At 69.8% G+C, this 15,394-nt stretch carries 14 protein-coding genes; 5 read left to right on the top strand and 9 right to left on the bottom strand.

Features of this window, described 5'->3' with window-relative positions; all coding sequences use genetic code 11:
• Positions 1-6: 6 nt before the first annotated feature.
• The gene (gene lepB / locus ACT3UN_RS07840; protein WP_301443023.1) at positions 7-753 is read left to right on the top strand and encodes a signal peptidase I; all 747 of its coding nucleotides are present in this window, start codon (positions 7-9) and stop codon (positions 751-753) included.
• Here the strand turns inward: lepB and ACT3UN_RS07835 are convergent, their stop codons facing one another.
• The 3 genes from ACT3UN_RS07835 to phoA all read right to left on the bottom strand — a co-directional run bounded on the left by ACT3UN_RS07835 (position 754) and on the right by phoA (position 4,232).
• A complete protein-coding gene (locus ACT3UN_RS07835) occupies positions 754-1,395 on the bottom strand; it encodes a histidine phosphatase family protein (RefSeq protein ID WP_441582867.1) in 642 nt (213 codons plus the stop codon).
• Positions 1,395-2,621, bottom strand: coding sequence for a dicarboxylate/amino acid:cation symporter (locus ACT3UN_RS07830; protein ID WP_301443025.1), 1,227 nt, complete (start codon positions 2,619-2,621; stop codon positions 1,395-1,397). Before ACT3UN_RS07830 ends, ACT3UN_RS07835 begins: the two co-directional genes overlap by 1 nt.
• 72 nt (positions 2,622-2,693) lie before the next feature.
• Positions 2,694-4,232: an alkaline phosphatase gene (gene phoA / locus ACT3UN_RS07825; protein WP_441582866.1), complete on the bottom strand. Its 1,539-nt coding sequence runs from the start codon at positions 4,230-4,232 to the stop codon at positions 2,694-2,696.
• A gap of 161 nt (positions 4,233-4,393) precedes the next feature.
• Between phoA and ACT3UN_RS07820 the strand changes: the two genes are divergently transcribed.
• Positions 4,394-5,341, top strand: coding sequence for a hypothetical protein (locus ACT3UN_RS07820; RefSeq protein WP_441578974.1), 948 nt, complete (start codon positions 4,394-4,396; stop codon positions 5,339-5,341).
• Between the two features lie 164 nt (positions 5,342-5,505).
• Here ACT3UN_RS07820 and ACT3UN_RS07815 read toward each other — a convergent pair whose 3' ends face one another.
• The gene (locus ACT3UN_RS07815; RefSeq protein ID WP_444656860.1) at positions 5,506-7,407 is read right to left on the bottom strand and encodes a hypothetical protein; all 1,902 of its coding nucleotides are present in this window, start codon (positions 7,405-7,407) and stop codon (positions 5,506-5,508) included.
• Between the two features lie 148 nt (positions 7,408-7,555).
• The gene (locus ACT3UN_RS07810) at positions 7,556-8,179 is read right to left on the bottom strand and encodes a sugar O-acetyltransferase (protein WP_444656859.1); all 624 of its coding nucleotides are present in this window, start codon (positions 8,177-8,179) and stop codon (positions 7,556-7,558) included.
• Between the two features lie 107 nt (positions 8,180-8,286).
• Between ACT3UN_RS07810 and ACT3UN_RS07805 the strand changes: the two genes are divergently transcribed.
• The 3 genes from ACT3UN_RS07805 to ACT3UN_RS07795 are packed head-to-tail and all read left to right on the top strand — an operon-like array spanning position 8,287 to position 10,696.
• Positions 8,287-9,543, top strand: coding sequence for a cystathionine gamma-synthase (locus ACT3UN_RS07805; protein ID WP_444656858.1), 1,257 nt, complete (start codon positions 8,287-8,289; stop codon positions 9,541-9,543).
• Complete coding sequence (locus tag ACT3UN_RS07800; RefSeq protein ID WP_444656857.1) at positions 9,540-10,313, top strand: hypothetical protein; 774 nt, start codon at positions 9,540-9,542, stop codon at positions 10,311-10,313. Before ACT3UN_RS07805 ends, ACT3UN_RS07800 begins: the two co-directional genes overlap by 4 nt.
• 53 nt (positions 10,314-10,366) lie before the next feature.
• A complete protein-coding gene (locus ACT3UN_RS07795; RefSeq protein WP_441582859.1) occupies positions 10,367-10,696 on the top strand; it encodes a YdeI/OmpD-associated family protein in 330 nt (109 codons plus the stop codon).
• 12 nt (positions 10,697-10,708) lie between these two features.
• Here the strand turns inward: ACT3UN_RS07795 and ACT3UN_RS07790 are convergent, their stop codons facing one another.
• The 4 genes from ACT3UN_RS07790 to ACT3UN_RS07775 form a co-directional block, all read right to left on the bottom strand.
• A complete protein-coding gene (locus ACT3UN_RS07790) occupies positions 10,709-11,734 on the bottom strand; it encodes a zinc-dependent alcohol dehydrogenase (protein ID WP_441582858.1) in 1,026 nt (341 codons plus the stop codon).
• A gap of 409 nt (positions 11,735-12,143) precedes the next feature.
• On the bottom strand, positions 12,144-12,563 hold the full coding sequence (locus ACT3UN_RS07785) for a hypothetical protein (protein WP_301442651.1): 420 nt from the start codon (positions 12,561-12,563) through the stop codon (positions 12,144-12,146).
• A 183-nt stretch (positions 12,564-12,746) separates the two neighbouring features.
• The gene (locus tag ACT3UN_RS07780; RefSeq protein ID WP_441582857.1) at positions 12,747-13,349 is read right to left on the bottom strand and encodes a DNA-3-methyladenine glycosylase; all 603 of its coding nucleotides are present in this window, start codon (positions 13,347-13,349) and stop codon (positions 12,747-12,749) included.
• Positions 13,350-13,352: 3 nt separating this feature from the next.
• A complete protein-coding gene (locus ACT3UN_RS07775; RefSeq protein WP_441582856.1) occupies positions 13,353-15,359 on the bottom strand; it encodes an FAD/NAD(P)-binding protein in 2,007 nt (668 codons plus the stop codon).
• Positions 15,360-15,394 lie beyond the last annotated feature (35 nt).

Below are 15,394 nucleotides of genomic sequence, written 5' to 3'. Positions count from 1 at the left end.
TCAAGGGTGACTGACTCCAGTGAAACCGCGGAAACGCCGGGAACGACGGACGCACCGGACGCGACGAAGAAGCGTCCGGCGTGGCTCGAGTACCTCGTGACCTTCCTCATCGCGATCCTGCTGCTCGGGCTGTTCAACACCTTCGTCGGACGGCTCTACCAGATCCCGTCGGAGTCGATGGAGCCCACGCTCGTCGGCTGCGACGGCTGCACGGACGACCGCATCTTCGTGGACAAGGTGTCCTACCACTTCACCGACGTCTCCCAGGGCGACGTGGTCGTGTTCACCGGCACCGAGGCGTGGTCGGAGGACTACGTGTCCACCCGCTCGTCCCAGCCGCTGGTCAAGGGTCTGCAGACCGGCCTGGAGAAGATCGGCATCCTGGCCCCGGACGAGTTCACCCTCGTCAAGCGCGTCGTCGCCACCGGCGGGCAGACCGTGCAGTGCCAGGAAGGTGACCCCGGGATCATGGTCGACGGCGAGAAGGTCGACGACTCCTTCACCGAGGAGCCCATGGCCTACCCCGTGAACCAGACCACCGGCTCGGACGCCTGCCAGGGCGAGTACTTCGGCCCGGTCACCGTGCCGGACGACAAGGTCTGGCTCATGGGCGACAACCGCACCAACTCCAAGGACTCGCGCTACTACAACCTCGCCGGTGACCCGGAGGAGGGCATGGTCCCGCTGGACAACGTGGTGGGCAAGGTGCAGTTCAAGGTATGGCCCCTGAGCCGGATCGGCTCGGTGAACTAGCTAGCGGGCAAGGTGCCCGGTCTGGTTGAGGCTGACCAGGGTGCGGTTGTGGAAGTAGTCGTCCTCCCGCAGCACGCTGATGCTGCCGGGCGTCACGCCGAAACGCGCGTACCCCAGGGTATCGACGGGCAGGCGCAGCCAGTGCGCGACGACCATCATCGCCGTCCCGCCGTGGGTGACCACCACAGTGTCGGGACGTCCCGCCGCGAGGACCTCGTCCATGCACGTGTGGACGCGCCGGGCGAAGTCCCCCATGGTCTCCGCGCCCAGCCCCTCGTCGTGCCCCAACCGCTCGCCCACGGCGGGCGGCGGGGTGAACCGTTCGCGGAACCATGCGTCTGGGCGTCCCTCCCCCTCGCCGTAGGACTTCTCCCGCAGCGCGGGCAGGAACGTGGCCTCCACGCCCAGGGCCGCGGCGACGGGCGCGGCGGTCTCGCGGCAGCGCGTCAGGTCGGACGCGACGAGCGCTGTGCCGTCCCCGCCGTCCCCGCCACGTCCTTCAACGCAGGACGCCACGGCGTCGGCGATGCGCGCGGCGTCCTGTCGTCCGCGGGCGGTGAGACGCGAGTCGAACCAACCGCCGACCAGACCGTCCACGTGGTGCGTGGCCTCGGGGTGGGTGACGACGATGAGCCGGCGCATCAGGACTCGCTGGTGTTCAGCACACCCTCGGTCTCGATCTCGTCGTCGGTGGTGCCGATACGGCCCTTGGAGAGCTTGTTGACGACCATGGCGATCGCGCCGTCGCCGGTGACGTTCGCCGCGGTACCGAAGGAGTCGATGGCGATGTAGGCGGCGATCATCAGGGCGATCTGGTCCGCGTCGAAACCGAGGTTCGACTGCAGCACACCGACGGCCGCCATGATCGCGCCGCCGGGCACGCCCGGGGCGGCGATCATCATGATGCCGAGCAGCAGGATGAAGCCGATGACCTGCCCGGCGTTCACGTCCAGGTCGAACATGTGGACCACGGCGAGGGCGAAGAGGGCGATCTTCATCATCGACCCGGCCAGGTGGATCGTCGCGCACAGCGGGACCACGAAACCGGCGACGTTGTCCGGCACACCGTTCTTCTTCGCGCTGGCCAGCGTCACCGGGATCGTCGCCGCCGAGGACGAGGTGCCCAGCGCGGTGGCGTAGGCCGGCAGCATGGTGACCAGGGCCTTGAACGGGTTACGTCCGGTGAGCGCACCGGCGACGAGGAACTGGGCGATGACCAGCAGGACCGTCATCACCACGGCGAGGACCAGCACCTTGGCGAAGGAGGAGATCACGTCCAGCAGGTGGCCGTTCATGCCCATCGACAGGAACACGCCGAAGACGAACACCGGCAGCAGGGGGATCACGAAGGAGCTGATGACCTTCATGACCACGCCCTCGAGCTCGCGGGCGGCGCCGTGCAGGATGTCCGACTTCACCGCGGTCATCGCCAGGCCCACGCAGAAGGCCAGGATCAGAGCGGTCATCACCTCGAACGGCGCGGGCATCTCGATCTCGAAGTAGGGCGAGAGCGCGCCCTCGTCGATGTCCATCAGCGTGCTGATCTTCTGGTCGCCCAGGAGCCAGCCGTAGGTGGCGGTGGCGACGGCGAAGGCGATGAGCCCGGAGATGACGGTCGAGCCGTAGGCGATGCCGGCCGTCAGCCCGAGCCACTTCCCGGCCCCGCGGCCCACCCCGGCGATCGCCGGGGTGATCAGCGCGAAGATCAGCACCGGGATGAACAGGTCCAGGAAGTTGCCGAACAGCCCGTTGAAGGTCACGAAGACCCTGGCCAGCCACTCCGGGAAGAAGAGACTGAACACGATGCCGAGGACGATCGCCACCACGATCCGGAACAACAGGGAGCCCGCCAGCTTCTTGAAAGTCATGGTGGTGACGATATGCCACCACACGCCCCCCCGGCATAGCGGGGGGTGAAACTACCTCCCCGGCAGGTGCACCTAGAGGCCGAGTGCGTCGGCGATGGTGAAGTGCAGGTCCGTCTGGTCGGTCAGCCCGGAGACGTTCGCGGCGGACGGCCCGTAGGCGGCGATGCGCAGCTGGGTGCCGGTGTGGCCCTGCGCCTCGGTGTCGACGTTGTCGGAGGTGGCGTAGGCGATGGTCATCTCCGCGCCCTCACGGGTGATCAGGTTGCGCGACAGGCCCGGGTACACGGTGGCACGGGCCTCCTCCACGCTGATGTCCTTGTCCTCGGCGATCTCCTTGATGTCGTCCTCGTCGACGCCGCCCACGATCTGGCTGGTGTGCGCGTGGTCGGCGGTGACGAGCACGAGGGTCTCTCCGTCCTCCTCGGCGAAGGAGAGCGCCTCCTGGACGGCCTCGTCGAGGTCCACGGTCTCGCCGATCTGCCCGCAGGGGTTCGCGGCGTGGTCCTCCTTGTCGATGGACGCGCCCTCGACCTGCAGGAAGAAGCCGTTCTCCTTCCCGTCGTCGTTGTTGCTCAGCAGGTCGATGGCCTTGTTGGTCATCGCGGCGAGCTTGGGGATGTCCTCGGTGCGCTCGGGGTTGTCGGTGCACTCCTGCGCGGGCTTGAGGTAGCCCTCCTTCTCGGCGGTGTCGCCGTCCCAGCGCACCGGCATGTTGCCGTCGGAGAAGAGGCCGAGGACCGGGGAGTCCTGGTTGGCCTCGGAGACGGCGTCGAGCTCGGCGGCGTTGGCGGGCAGCTGGTAGCCGCGTTCCTCGGCCTGCTCCAGCAGGGTCTTGCCCTTCCAGTCGCCGGCCTTGGCCTTCTGGGCGAAGCTCTCGGCGCCGCCGCCGAGGGTGACGTCCGCGCGCGACTCGAGGTACTGCTCGGAGATGGAGCCGTCGCCACCCTTGTCGAGGAGGTCGTCGCCGCAGGCGTCGGCGTCCTCCGGGCCGTAGCACTTGCGCTTGGCGACGTGGGCGGCCTGCACGGCGGGCGTGGCGTCCTGGATCTCGGCGGTGGACACGTTGCCGGTGGCTAGGCCGGCGGACTTGGCCTTCTCGATGAGGTTCTGCTGGCTCTCGCCCTCGACGTCCACGCCGATGGCGCCGTTGTAGGACTTCGTGCCGGTGGCCCAGGCGGTGCCGGACGCGGCGCTGTCGGTGACGTAGTTCGGCGTGCCGTCCTCGTTCAGCGAGTAGTGGGTGTACTGGCCGGTGACGGGGAGGGCGTCGATGCCCTTGAAGCTGCCGGACGCGCCCTCGGCGAAGTTGCGGGCGGCGGTGATCTCGGAGTCGCCCATGCCGTCGCCGATGAGCAGGATGACGTTCTTGGCGCCGGTGGCGGCGACGGCGTCGCGGACGTAGTCGCCCTGGTCCCCGTCGAGGCGTCGGGCGCCGCCGTTGGCGGTCAGGTCGCCGTCGGCCTCGCGGTGCTGGATGGCGGGGGTGCCGCCGTCGGCGTTGTCGTCGGCGTTGCTGTCGCTGCAGGCGACGGCGGTGGCCAGGAGGGATACGGTGCCGACGAGACCCAGTCCGGTCTTCAGGACGGCGACGGCGGTGCGGTTGTGGTTCACGGTCAACTCTCTCTAAACGAAAACGTCAGGAACAGACCGTGACGCTACGGAGCCGAGGTGAATCCACGGTGAGATCCGAGGGCCCTTGAGGTGAACAGGTGGTGACAGGTGCTGAAGAACTCAGAACCATATGATTTGATAATGGGTGGACGTTCATGAATATGAGGAAGAAGAAGCTCAGCGGCGCGGCCTTCGCCGCGGCCCTGGTGCTCGGCGCCGGGTCGCTCACCGCCTGCGGCGGGGACGACGCCGAGGCGTCGGACGCCACCGGCGCTGCGGGCGCAACGGACGCAGCGGCAGCAGCGTCCGGCGCCGGTCTCGATGGCAGCGAGGCGCTGCAGGCGATGCAGGTCAAGGCCGAGGAGAACGGCTACGACAGCTGCATGATGACCCCGGCGAGCAGTAGCGACCTCAGCACGATCCGGCTCGCCTGCGTCCAGGCGGGCCTTCCGCAGATCTCGCTGTTCGACAAGGCGGACCGGGAGTCCGGCAGCGAGGTTGTCGAGGCGGAGCTCGACGAGCTCGAGGAGTTCTCCGCGGACCAGGAGTACGCGGCGACGCGCGAGGACATGGGCGGTAAATACCGCGCGCTCGACGGCGACGACGTCGTCGGATCCTGCAACGACCTGTCCAACGACGATTGCGATGACATCGCGGAAGCCCTCGGACTGGAGTCGACGCTGCCGGACGGCGCGATCACCGAGGAGGAGTTCAAGGCCAACCTCGCCGAGGAGATGGAGCGCGACGCCAAGGAGGCCGAGGAGAAGCGGAAGAAGGAAGAGGAGGAGAAGGAGCGCGAGCTGCAGACCTACTCCGGATGGGACGACCTCTCCCAGGCCAGGGAGCAGCTGAGCGCGTGGGACCTCGCCTGCTCGGAGGCCAGCGGCTCGGGCGGCCAGGCCGCCTGGTGCGCACTGGACTCCGTGCTGGTCACCTTCGACATGGACATCGACGAGCTCGAGGACCAGGGCGTCTTCCAGGAGGTCTCCCGCGACGACATGGTCTCCGTCTCCGACGACGACTGGATCGTGATGTGCTCGCCCGGGTCCCACGACCGGTGCGAGATGATCGCCGACAAGACCGGCAAGTCGGTCAAGGACGGCGTGTAGGCGCGTAGTTCGTAGGCCCGATTTCGGCCCCTGTGCTGTCGGTGCAGGGGTACCAAGTTGGACCTGGGAGCTCTGAGTTGGTCGACTCAACGCTCCCAGGTCCAACTTGGTACCCGGACCCGCGCGGGACGTCCCGCGTAGGACGCCGCGAGCGGGGTCGGCGGTTACGGCGCGAGCGCCTCCGCAACGTCTGTGCCGGCACCGCCGTCCCCGCCGCCGAGCAGCTCGCTGAGCCACACGATGTCGTCGACGAGGGTGACGCTGTCGAGCCAGTTGGCGAGGATGAGGTCGGGGCGGGTCAGGTCGTCCAGTGCGACGGTGCCCAGACCGAAGGCGTTGTCCCAGGTGACGAGGCTGACCTTGGGGAGTAGTCCGGCGTCGGCGTCGTCGGCGACTGCCTCGATCTCCGGCAGGCTGAGGTAGTTGGGCCGCTCGTCGCCGTTGACCTCGACGGCGGGGAAGAAGACCACGCGCTGTCCGAGCCATTCCACGGTGATCGGGTCGCGGAAGCCGTAGTCGCTGGTCAGCCAGGCGGCGCTGGTGGTGCGCGTGGTCATCTCGGTGACGGGCTCGCCGTTGTCGTCGAGGACGGGGTTGCCGTCGTCGTCGAGCACGGGGGTCTCGACCTCGTCGGTGTAGGTGTCGGAGGTCAGACGCACGAAGTCCTTGGCGAACTTCAGACGGTCGTCCTCGGAGGTGACGTTGTGCATCAGGTCGTCGAGGAACGGGGTGTCCTCGGTCTCGCCGGTGAGCTGCTTGAACAGGGCGTCGTTGCCGAGCACGAGGGAGGTCACGTCGGTCAGGCCGACCTGGCTCTGGCGGTGCTCGCCGACCTCGGGGTCGCGCAGGTCCTGGTAGGTGTCGACGGTGCCGAGGATGTTGGTGCACTTGCCGAGTCCCTCGGCGGTGGCGCGGGAGTTCAGACCGAAGCAGCTGACCTCCTTGAGCGCGGGGACCTCGAGGTCGTCGACGGTGTCGAGCATGTCCTCGACGTCCTCCCCGGCGAAGTCGGCGATGCCGTCCTCGCGCAGGCGGTCGAAGTCGAGGGCGCGTCCGAACCAGGTCAGGCCGATCTCGTCGGTGTCCATGTTCATGGCGGAGGCGAAGCCGAGGCGGGTGTAGGCGATGGAGCTGCGCTCCTCGTCGGCGGCGGCGAGGGCGATGCCGGGCAGGCCGAAGAGTTCGTTGGCCTCGGCGGTGGCGTCACCGCCGCGCATGGACGCGGCGACCTGGGTGCCGTCCCCGGCCACGGTGGACGTGCCACGCGGCGCAGGACGTTCCGGCAGCTCGACGGGCTGCGTGTAGTCGTATGTCTCGCCGGTGAGGTACCCGGCGATCTTCAGCGCGTCGGTGCGCGTGGCGAGGTTGGTGTCGTATTCGACCTGGACCTTCTCGTACTCGACGCAGATCCCGAAGATGCGGCGCTTACATGCGCCGTTCTCGGTGCGGTAGGCGGCCTCGTATGGCAGCGCGGCGTCCTGCTGGACCTGCGCGTAGGTGCTGTAGGCGCCGAGCCGTCGCGGTTCGATGTTGGGGTACCCGAGGGCCGTGATGGTCCGCCTGACGAGGGGGCTGAGGCTGTCCTGGTCCAGGACCACGGCGCTCAGGATCTCGATGAGGTTGCGTTCACCGAGCTCCAGGGTCATTCCCAGGATGGAGATGTCGTCGCCGAGGTCGATGGTCATCTCCTCGGCGGCGGAGCCGACCTCGATGTTCTCGGGCAGGACGACGGCGATGCCGTCGCCGGTGGACTGGCTGCAGTCGGCGACGGCGGTCACCTCGGTCGCGTCGGACGCCTCGTCGTCGGTCTCGTCGTCGTCGGTCTCGTCGCCGGACTGGCAGAGCTCGACGTAGTCGAGGATCATCTCGTTCTCGAGGAGGTCCTGGAAACCGCCGAGGTCGACGTCCACGTTGGACGTGTCGACCCGGACGTCCTGCTGGTCGTCCGGTGCGTCCTGCGCGGTGGCGGTGGGGAGCAGGGCGGCGCCGAGCGCGAGCGCGGTGGCGACGGCGGTGGTGGTTGCGGCGATGCGGCGCAACGGGCGGGGGCGGCGGGGACAGGTCACGGTGGGGCCTTCGGGGCTGCGGGGACGGACGGATGCGGCAGGAGAGGAGGTTTCTCCTACGCAACATACGTCATATAAGTCACATAAGTAACACTGGTAACACCGGTACCCCCGTGGGTACCCGACCTCGCCCGGTCTCAGGGCACGCTCAGAGCTTCCGCACCACCGTGGCGGGCGTCCCCACGGCCAACACGTCCGACGGCAGGTCGCGGGTCACCACCGAACCCGCCCCGACCACCACGTTGTCGCCGATCGTCACGCCCGCGCACACCGTCACCCGGCCGCCGAACCACACGTTGCGCCCCAGGGTGATCGGCGCGCCGTACTCCCAGCCGGTCGCCCGCAGTTCGTGGTCCTCCAGGGGGTGCAGCGGGGTGAGGAACTGTGCGCCGGGGCCGATCTGGCAGTGGTCGCCGATGCGCACCGGGCAGACGTCGAGGATCGTGGCGTCCACGTTGATGAAGACGTCGTCGCCGAGGTGCACGTTCGTGCCGTAGTCCACGCGCAACCCGGGCCACACCTGGCTCCGCTCGCCGACGTGGCTGAGCAGGTCGCGGACCTGCGCGTCCCAGGAGTCCGCGTTCGCCGGGTCGGTCTGCGACAGCCGGAAGCACGCCGAGCGTGCGGCGACGGACGCGGCGGCGACGTCCGGCTCGTCGGCGAGGTAGTACTCGCCGGCGACCATGCGTTCCCACATGCTGCGCGGGTCGGCGTCGACGGCGGCACGCAGGGAAGTGGCCGTGGTGGCTGTGGCGTCTGTGCTGTCACTCATCTGCCCAGCCTGCCACACCCCGGGGTGCGTCCTGAGGTAGACCGCTCGGTTCGATAGGATGGCCACGCGAAATATTTTCAGCAGCCGACCAGCACAGGAGAGCACCCATGAGCAGCGACGACCACTCCCACGAGCACGAGTCGCGTGCGGACGCCGGCACCGCCGCACGCCGCGCCGCTGCCCTGCAGGCCGGCGACCGCCTGACGGACGCCACGGGACGTCCCTTCGGCTTCGACACCAACGCCATCCACGCCGGCTACGAGCCGGACGGTCAGACCGGTGCGATCAACGCCCCGATCTACGCCTCGACGACGTACGCGCAGGACGGCGTGGCGCAGCTGCGTGGCGGCTTCGAGTACTCGCGGTGCGGAAACCCCACGGTCACCGCCCTGGAGGAGACCGTCGCCGCGCTGGAGGGCGCGAAGTTCGGCCGTGCGTTCTCCTCGGGCATGGCCGCCACGGACACCGTCCTGCGCGCACTGCTGCGTCCGGGCGCCCACGTGATCCTCGGCAACGACGCCTACGGCGGCACCTTCCGCCTGCTCGACACCACCTACCGCGACTGGGGAGTGGAGGTGTCCGTGGTCGACACCGCCGACACCGCGCAGGTCACCGCCGCGCTGCGTCCGGAGACCGCGCTGGTCTGGCTGGAGACCCCCACCAACCCGCTGCTGGGTATCACCGACATCGCCGTCACCGCGGAGGGGATGGAGGACCACCCGGCGAAGCTGATCGTGGACAACACCTTCGCCAGCCCGTACCTGCAGCGCCCGCTGGCGCTGGGTGCGGACGTGGTCATGCACTCCACCACGAAGTACCTCGGCGGGCACTCGGACGTGGTCGGCGGCGTGATCGTCACCGACGACGAGGACCTCGACGGCGAGCTGCTCTTCCTGCAGGGTGGCGTGGGCGCCGTGCCCAGCCCCTTCGACGCCTACCTCACCTACCGCGGCATCAAGACCCTCGGCGTGCGCATGGACCGCCACTGCGCCAACGCCCAGGCCGTCGCGGAGTTCATGGAGGGACGCCCGGAGATCTCCCAGGTGCTCTACCCGGGTCTGCCCGGGCACGTCGGCCACGACGTCGCCGCACGTCAGATGGACGGTTTCGGCGCGATGGTCTCCGTGCGTTTCGCCGGCGGCGAGGCCCCGGCGCTGCAGTTCTGCGAGAACACCCGCCTGATCTGCCTGGCGGAGTCCCTCGGCGGGGTGGAGTCGCTGCTGGAGCACCCGGCGAAGATGACGCACCAGTCCGCCGCCGGCTCCGCCCTGGAGGTGCCGGACGACCTGGTGCGCATCTCCATCGGCATCGAGAACATCGACGACCTCCTCGCCGACCTCGAACAGGCGCTGGACGCCCTGTGACGCCCGACCCCGCCCTCTGCCGCATCGGCGTCACCGCAGGTCACACCGTGCTCAACGTGCAGGTGTGGCACCCGAACTGGGGGTCTGTGGCCACCGCGGCGATGCGCCGTTCCCTGTTCGGCGCCGACGCCCCCGCGCAGGACGCCCCGGCCACGCAGGACGCTCCGGACGTGCCGGACGTGGCGACCGCCGCGCGCATGCTCGACGACGTCCTCGGCGCCGACCGCGCCGCCGCCTGGCTGGGACGCGTCAGCGTCACCGACCACAGTCCCGAGGGGGCCGTGTCGGTCGACGAGTTGCGCCGGCGCGTGGACGGCATGGCCGCGGCCGCGCTGGATCCGGACGGGCGCCCCGCCCGGGGCGTCCTGCGTGTGGAACGTGACGGGACCCAGGGCGTCGCCCGGGTCGTCCTGCCGCTGTCGCCCGTGGTCGCGCCCGGCTGTGACCTGCACGTCCCGGTCACGTTGGGTACGGATCCGCTCGCGGCGTCCGACCTGACGATGGCGCAGATCGAGGACCTCGCCGCCGGCGTGCAGGACGCCCTGGTCGCCACCGTCGAGGAGAACGGCGCGGGCGTGCTCGCCGTCGCAGAGACCACGGAGTCGCAGGTCACGCTGCACTTCTACCTGGACTCCACCGCGCCGACCGTGGCGGACCGCTCGTTGCTGAACACGCTGCGCACCGTCGCCTCCGCCTGGGACCTCGGCGACGCCGCCGTGACGGACGAACCCGACCCGGCCTGGACCGCGGTGCAGGACTTCCGCGTGTGATCGGTCGTGATCGGCTCACTCGTTGAGCGCTGCTCGGAGTAGCGTCAGTGACCATGACCGACACCACAGGCACGACCCCCACCGACACCGCGGCCGTCCCCGGAACTGTCTCCGGCGGCGTGGTCCATGATCTGCCCGATGACCTGCGCGATGCCATTCTCGGCGGCGACCGCGGCCCGGGTGACGACGGTGCCCCGGCGATCGCCCGCAGCGTACTGCCGCTGTGGGAGGACATCACCCCGCTGGCGCGCAACGAGTTCATCTGCTGGGTCGAGGACGCCCGCCAGGCTCCGACCCGTACGCGTCGGATCCGCCGCACCTGCGAGGAACTCGAGGAGGGCAAGCGGCGTCCCTGCTGCTGGCCCGGCTGCAAGCACCGGTGAGCGGGTGCGCGGTCAGTAGCGGATGACCATGCGACCGTCGACCGTGCCTTCCTCCAGGTTCCCGAGGACGGTGTTGATGTCCTCCTGCGAGCACTCGTGGACCGTGGGGTGGATCAGGCACCGGGCGTAGAAGTCCAACGCCTCCACCAGATCCTGGCGCGTGCCCACCAGTGAACCGCGGATCGTGAGCCCCTTGAGGACGATGTCGAAGATCGGCGCCGGGAACTCCCCCGGAGGCAACCCGTTGAATACGATCGTCCCACCGCGGCGGGCCATGCCGATCGCCTGGCCGAACGCCTGCGGGTGCACCGCGGTGACGAGTACGCCGTGCGCCCCGCCGTCGGTGAAATCCTGGATCGCCTCAGCGGGGTCACCGTCCCTGGCATTGACGGTGAACTCCGCGCCGTACTTCCTCGCGAGTTCGAGCTTGTCCTCGGCGATGTCCACGGCGATCACACGCATGCCCATGGCCACCGCGTACTGCACGGCCACGTGCCCCAACCCGCCGACACCTGAGACGACCATGAACTGGCCCGGCTTCGTCTCCGAGACCTTCAGCCCCTTGTAGACGGTGACCCCGGCGCAGAGGACCGGTGCGACCTCGACCGGGTCCGAGCCCTCCGGGATACGGGCGCAGTAGCGGGTGTCGACGAGCATGTAGGTGCCGAACGAACCGTCGACGGTGTAGCCGCCGTACTCCGCCGACAGACAACGGGTCTCCCACCCGGTACGGCAGAACTCGCACTCCCCGCATGCCGACCACAGCCACACGTTGCCGACCGTGTCACCGACCTGGACGGAATGCTCGCCGGGACCGAGCTCGACGACTTCGCCGACGCCTTCGTGACCGGGGACGAACGGGGGCTCCGGCTTGACCGGCCAGTCGCCGTGGGCGGCGTGGAGGTCGGTGTGGCAGACCCCCGAGGCGATGAGCTTCACCAGCGCCTGGTTGCGGTCCGGGGTCGGACGGTCGATGTCCTTGAGGGTGAGCGGGTCGTGGAACTTCTCGACGACGGCGGCGTGCAGTTGGTCGGTCATGGTGTAGGTCCCTTCCGGTGGGGTGTGGTGGTCCGCGTCCCAGGCCGAGAAACAGATCGGCGTCCCGGGTGGCGTTCCGGGGATGCGGTGTGGGGGACGCTAACAACGACAGAGGTGGTTGCGGCAGGGGTCCGTACGACGGCGTGCTTAGCGGGGGGGATGCTCCCGGGGGTGCGGGAGCGCCACGCCAGGGGCCTGGAGGCGGGGCCGGCGCTCCCGGTCCAGGTAGGAGGGATGCTGCCGGGGCCCTGTGGTGGGGGTTGCGGTGTGGGTGGGCGGCGGTGCAGGCGGGGGTGGAGGCGGGACGTCAACCGGGGAAGAGTTCCGGAAGATCCCACTGGACAGGAAAAGCTGTGTCGATGTTGTGATGTCGACGTCAGTATCTCCGCCGACGTGGCCGCGGACGGTGTCAGGCTTCGCCGTGGAGCACCAGGAGCGTGACGGTGGCGGGGGCCGCGGCGCGGAGTTCGTGCACGCGGCCGGCCTCGATGTGGACCGCCGACCCGGGCGACACGACGACCACGTCGCTCTCCGTCTCCTCGTTCCGGATCTCGACCTCGACGGTGCCGACCTGCCCGAGGATGAGGATCGGGGCGGCGGCGCTGTGGTCGGCCATCACGTCGCCGTCGCGGAAGGCCAACCGGACCACGGTGACCCCGTCCTCTCTGGCGAGCCGTTCCACCGCGGGTTTCGCCTGCGTGTAGTCGGTGCGGGGGATCTCGTAGTCGGACTTCACCGTGCCGGGGTGGGCGTCGGCGAGGCCGTCGACGCTCGTCCAACCGTCGCGGGACTCGGTGTTCGCTGAGGCGGAGCGTGGTGTGGGTGTCATGGTGGAATCCAGCCTACGTACGCGCCGGGGGGGGTCGGCGTCATGGTCGGAGAAGGACCCCTGCAGGATCCTCACCCTTCCAGGTAGGGATTCGGGCCGAAGTGCTTCCTGGGAGGGCGACTATTTCCACGGTGGGGAGGTGGTGGGGAGGTGGTGGGGAGGTGGTGGGGAGGTGGCCGGACGCTAGGGGGTGCGTGGGCGGCTGCGCGGGGTGGTGACCGTGCGGTCGCCGGGGATCCAGAAGCGCAGTGGTGCGTCGACGTTCTTCGAGATCCCGATCCGCGGCCCGGCGACCTGCTCGACCGGGGAGGACGCCGCGGTGAGGGTGAAGCCGGGAGCGTCTTCCGCATCGTCCTGCCTGATCTCCGAGCCGTTGAGGTCCAGGTCGAGGCCGAGCACAGAGCCGAGGTTGCCGGGGCCACGGGCCAGGCCGTCGTCGGTGGGTTTCGGGCCGCGTCGGGAACGCGCCAGGTCAAGACCCTCGACGACGCGTCCTGCGCGCATCAGGATCCCCGCACCGGTGCCCTCATCGCGGCACACGAGGTTGCCGGCGCGGTGGATGCCGTAGCTGGCGTACACGTAGAGCCGCCCGGGCGGGCCGAACATGGTCACGCACCGCGGGGTCGGACCGTTGTAGGTGTGTGATGCGGGGTCGCCCACCCCGGGGTAGGCCTCGACCTCGGTCAACTCCACGGCGACGGTGCCCTCGGCCGTGCTGCGTCGCAGGGTGGCGCCGAGCAGCTGCGGGGCCACGGTTTCCGGTGCCCGGGAGAAGTCGATGTCCATGGGCTACTTCCCGGCGGAGTCCAGCACACCCAGCGCCGACACGGCCGCGGCGTCGGTCTCCTGCAGCATCAGCGGGTCGGTGCGGGGCATGGGGGAGATGGTCATGTCGGCGCGGACCTCCTGCAGCGGGATGCCGAGCATGTGCACCCGCGGGTCCAGGCTGCCGTCGACATGCACCACCCGGGAGGTCGCCAGGTCGACCTCCGGGGCCTTGGACGCCACCTCGGCGGGTTGCCCGGTCTCGTCGGCGCCGCCGGTGAAGACGAAGGGGCGCAGCCGGGCGTCGCGCACCAGCGCGGCGGTGACGGGCGAGGCGGTGTCACGCACGGCGGGTTTGTGCAGCCAGGCGTCGACCAGCGTGGTGGAGGAGACGTTGACGTCCCCGGTGGTCTCGGAGGCCATGAGGAACGCCGGTGCCTCGGGGTCGACGACCACGGTGGGGTGGCCGCCGAGGAAGCGGACGTAGCCGGCGTCGACGAGGCAGAGCAGTTCGGCGGTGCGGAACGCCGGCGGCCCGGAGCCGACCATCTGGCCCACGCGTCGTAGTTCGGCGTAGGCACCGCGCCGGGACTCCAGGGTGAAGCGTCCGGGCTGGTCGGCAACCTGGGCGGGTTTGCGGGCGGAGCCGATGACCTGCAGTCCGGCCTTGACCGCGGAGGCGGTGCCGAGCGACGCCTCGTGCAGGTCGGTGGCGAGACGGTCGCCGATGTGGGCGGTGAGTTCGTCGATGGTGGGGGCACTGTCGCGCGAGCGGACGTAGGTGGCGACGGGGTCGGCGTAGCCGGGAATGTCGAAGCGGTCGGCGGCGTCGGGGACGAGGGTGGCGAGCGCGGGGTCCTCGTGCAGGTTCCAGGGGTCGTCCGAGGTATCGATGACGCTGCTCACCTGCTGGAGTGCCGACGGAGCGTCCTGCAGCAGGATGCGGTAGTAGGCCTCGTGGGCGTCGCGCAGCAGCGCGGGCCACAGGCGCTCGCCGAAGTCGACGGAGCCGGCGGTCGCGTCGGACGGTACGGCGGCGAGCTCGGCGCGGAAGCGCGGCATGCGCGCTGCCGGCGGCAGCGCGTCGTAGACGGGTTTGGGCTGGTAGGGGTATCCGTGGTGGGAGGAGACGATGAGGCGCGGTTCGTCGCCGGAGGCCTCGTAGCGCAGGCCGGAACGCGCCGAAGCGTCCGGCACGAAGCGTCCTGCGCGGTCGATGGTGACCATGGCCATGAGGTCGAACAGGCCCATGCCGAGGCCGCGGACGAGCACGTCCTGCCCCGCAGGCAGCGCGGAGACGTCCTGGTCGGCGGGGTTTCCGGGGCGCACCCACGTCAGCTCGGGGTAGTGCTCCACGGACTGGGCGGTGAAGGTCTCCAGGGCGTCGGGTTCGGTGTCGGTCCAGCCGAGGGCGAGCACGGTGGCGTCGACGTCGAGGGTTGTGCCGTCGGCGAGGGTGATGCGGTCGCGGCCGTCGGACGTGGCGCGCACGTCGGTGGCGCGGGTGGTGTGCGTGCGCAGGACGAGGCCCTCGGGCAGGCGGGCGACGACGACGTCGTACACCCACCGCAGGTAGTGGCCGTAGAGCGCGCGCGAGGGGTGGGACTCCGGGCGGCTGGACGCCAGCTCCGCGGCGAAGTCGACGCCGACCTCCTCCGGCACGAGGCCGGGGTGGGCGTGGAAGAGCTCGGACTTCGCGGTGCCGGCCGGCCCGGTGAGTTCCTCGCCGCGCAGCAGGCGGATCCACTCGTACATGGTGGGGCCCTCGAGTACGGGGGCGGTCACGGTGGAGCCGGGTTCGGTGAACAGGGTGACGGCGTCGGCCAGGGTGTTCATGCACAGCGTGCGGGTCTGGTCGGTGCGCCAGACGCGGCCGGTGCCGACGGCGACGTCGTCGACGAGGTGCACCGTGACAGGTTCGGACGTGCCGGACGTGCCGGACGCTGCGTGCCGGTCGCGCACCAGGGCGCTGAGCCGTTCGAGGACGGAGATGCCGCGCGGGCCCCCGCCGATGACTGCTAAGGCGTTCATGACCACCATGGTATCGGTCGCAAACTGTTGTGTTA

Source organism: Corynebacterium sp. AOP12-C2-36 (assembly GCF_052379185.1).
In the GTDB taxonomy this organism is placed as follows: domain Bacteria; phylum Actinomycetota; class Actinomycetes; order Mycobacteriales; family Mycobacteriaceae; genus Corynebacterium.
The sequence above is the reverse complement of the archived record's forward strand: the minus strand, read 5'-3'. Positions and strand labels throughout refer to the sequence as shown.

What these genes read in the sequence shown, in the direction of transcription:
- ACT3UN_RS07835 (WP_441582867.1), bottom strand. Translation starts at nt 1,395, where the DNA reads ATGCGCCGGCTCATCGTCGTCACCCACCCCGAGGCCACGCACCACGTG.
- ACT3UN_RS07830 (WP_301443025.1), bottom strand. Translation starts at nt 2,621, where the DNA reads ATGACTTTCAAGAAGCTGGCGGGCTCCCTGTTGTTCCGGATCGTGGTG.
- ACT3UN_RS07820 (WP_441578974.1), top strand. Translation starts at nt 4,394, where the DNA reads ATGAGGAAGAAGAAGCTCAGCGGCGCGGCCTTCGCCGCGGCCCTGGTG.
- ACT3UN_RS07810 (WP_444656859.1), bottom strand. Translation starts at nt 8,179, where the DNA reads ATGAGTGACAGCACAGACGCCACAGCCACCACGGCCACTTCCCTGCGT.
- ACT3UN_RS07805 (WP_444656858.1), top strand. Translation starts at nt 8,287, where the DNA reads ATGAGCAGCGACGACCACTCCCACGAGCACGAGTCGCGTGCGGACGCC.
- ACT3UN_RS07795 (WP_441582859.1), top strand. Translation starts at nt 10,367, where the DNA reads ATGACCGACACCACAGGCACGACCCCCACCGACACCGCGGCCGTCCCC.
- ACT3UN_RS07790 (WP_441582858.1), bottom strand. Translation starts at nt 11,734, where the DNA reads ATGACCGACCAACTGCACGCCGCCGTCGTCGAGAAGTTCCACGACCCG.
- ACT3UN_RS07785 (WP_301442651.1), bottom strand. Translation starts at nt 12,563, where the DNA reads ATGACACCCACACCACGCTCCGCCTCAGCGAACACCGAGTCCCGCGAC.
- ACT3UN_RS07780 (WP_441582857.1), bottom strand. Translation starts at nt 13,349, where the DNA reads ATGGACATCGACTTCTCCCGGGCACCGGAAACCGTGGCCCCGCAGCTG.
- ACT3UN_RS07775 (WP_441582856.1), bottom strand. Translation starts at nt 15,359, where the DNA reads ATGAACGCCTTAGCAGTCATCGGCGGGGGCCCGCGCGGCATCTCCGTC.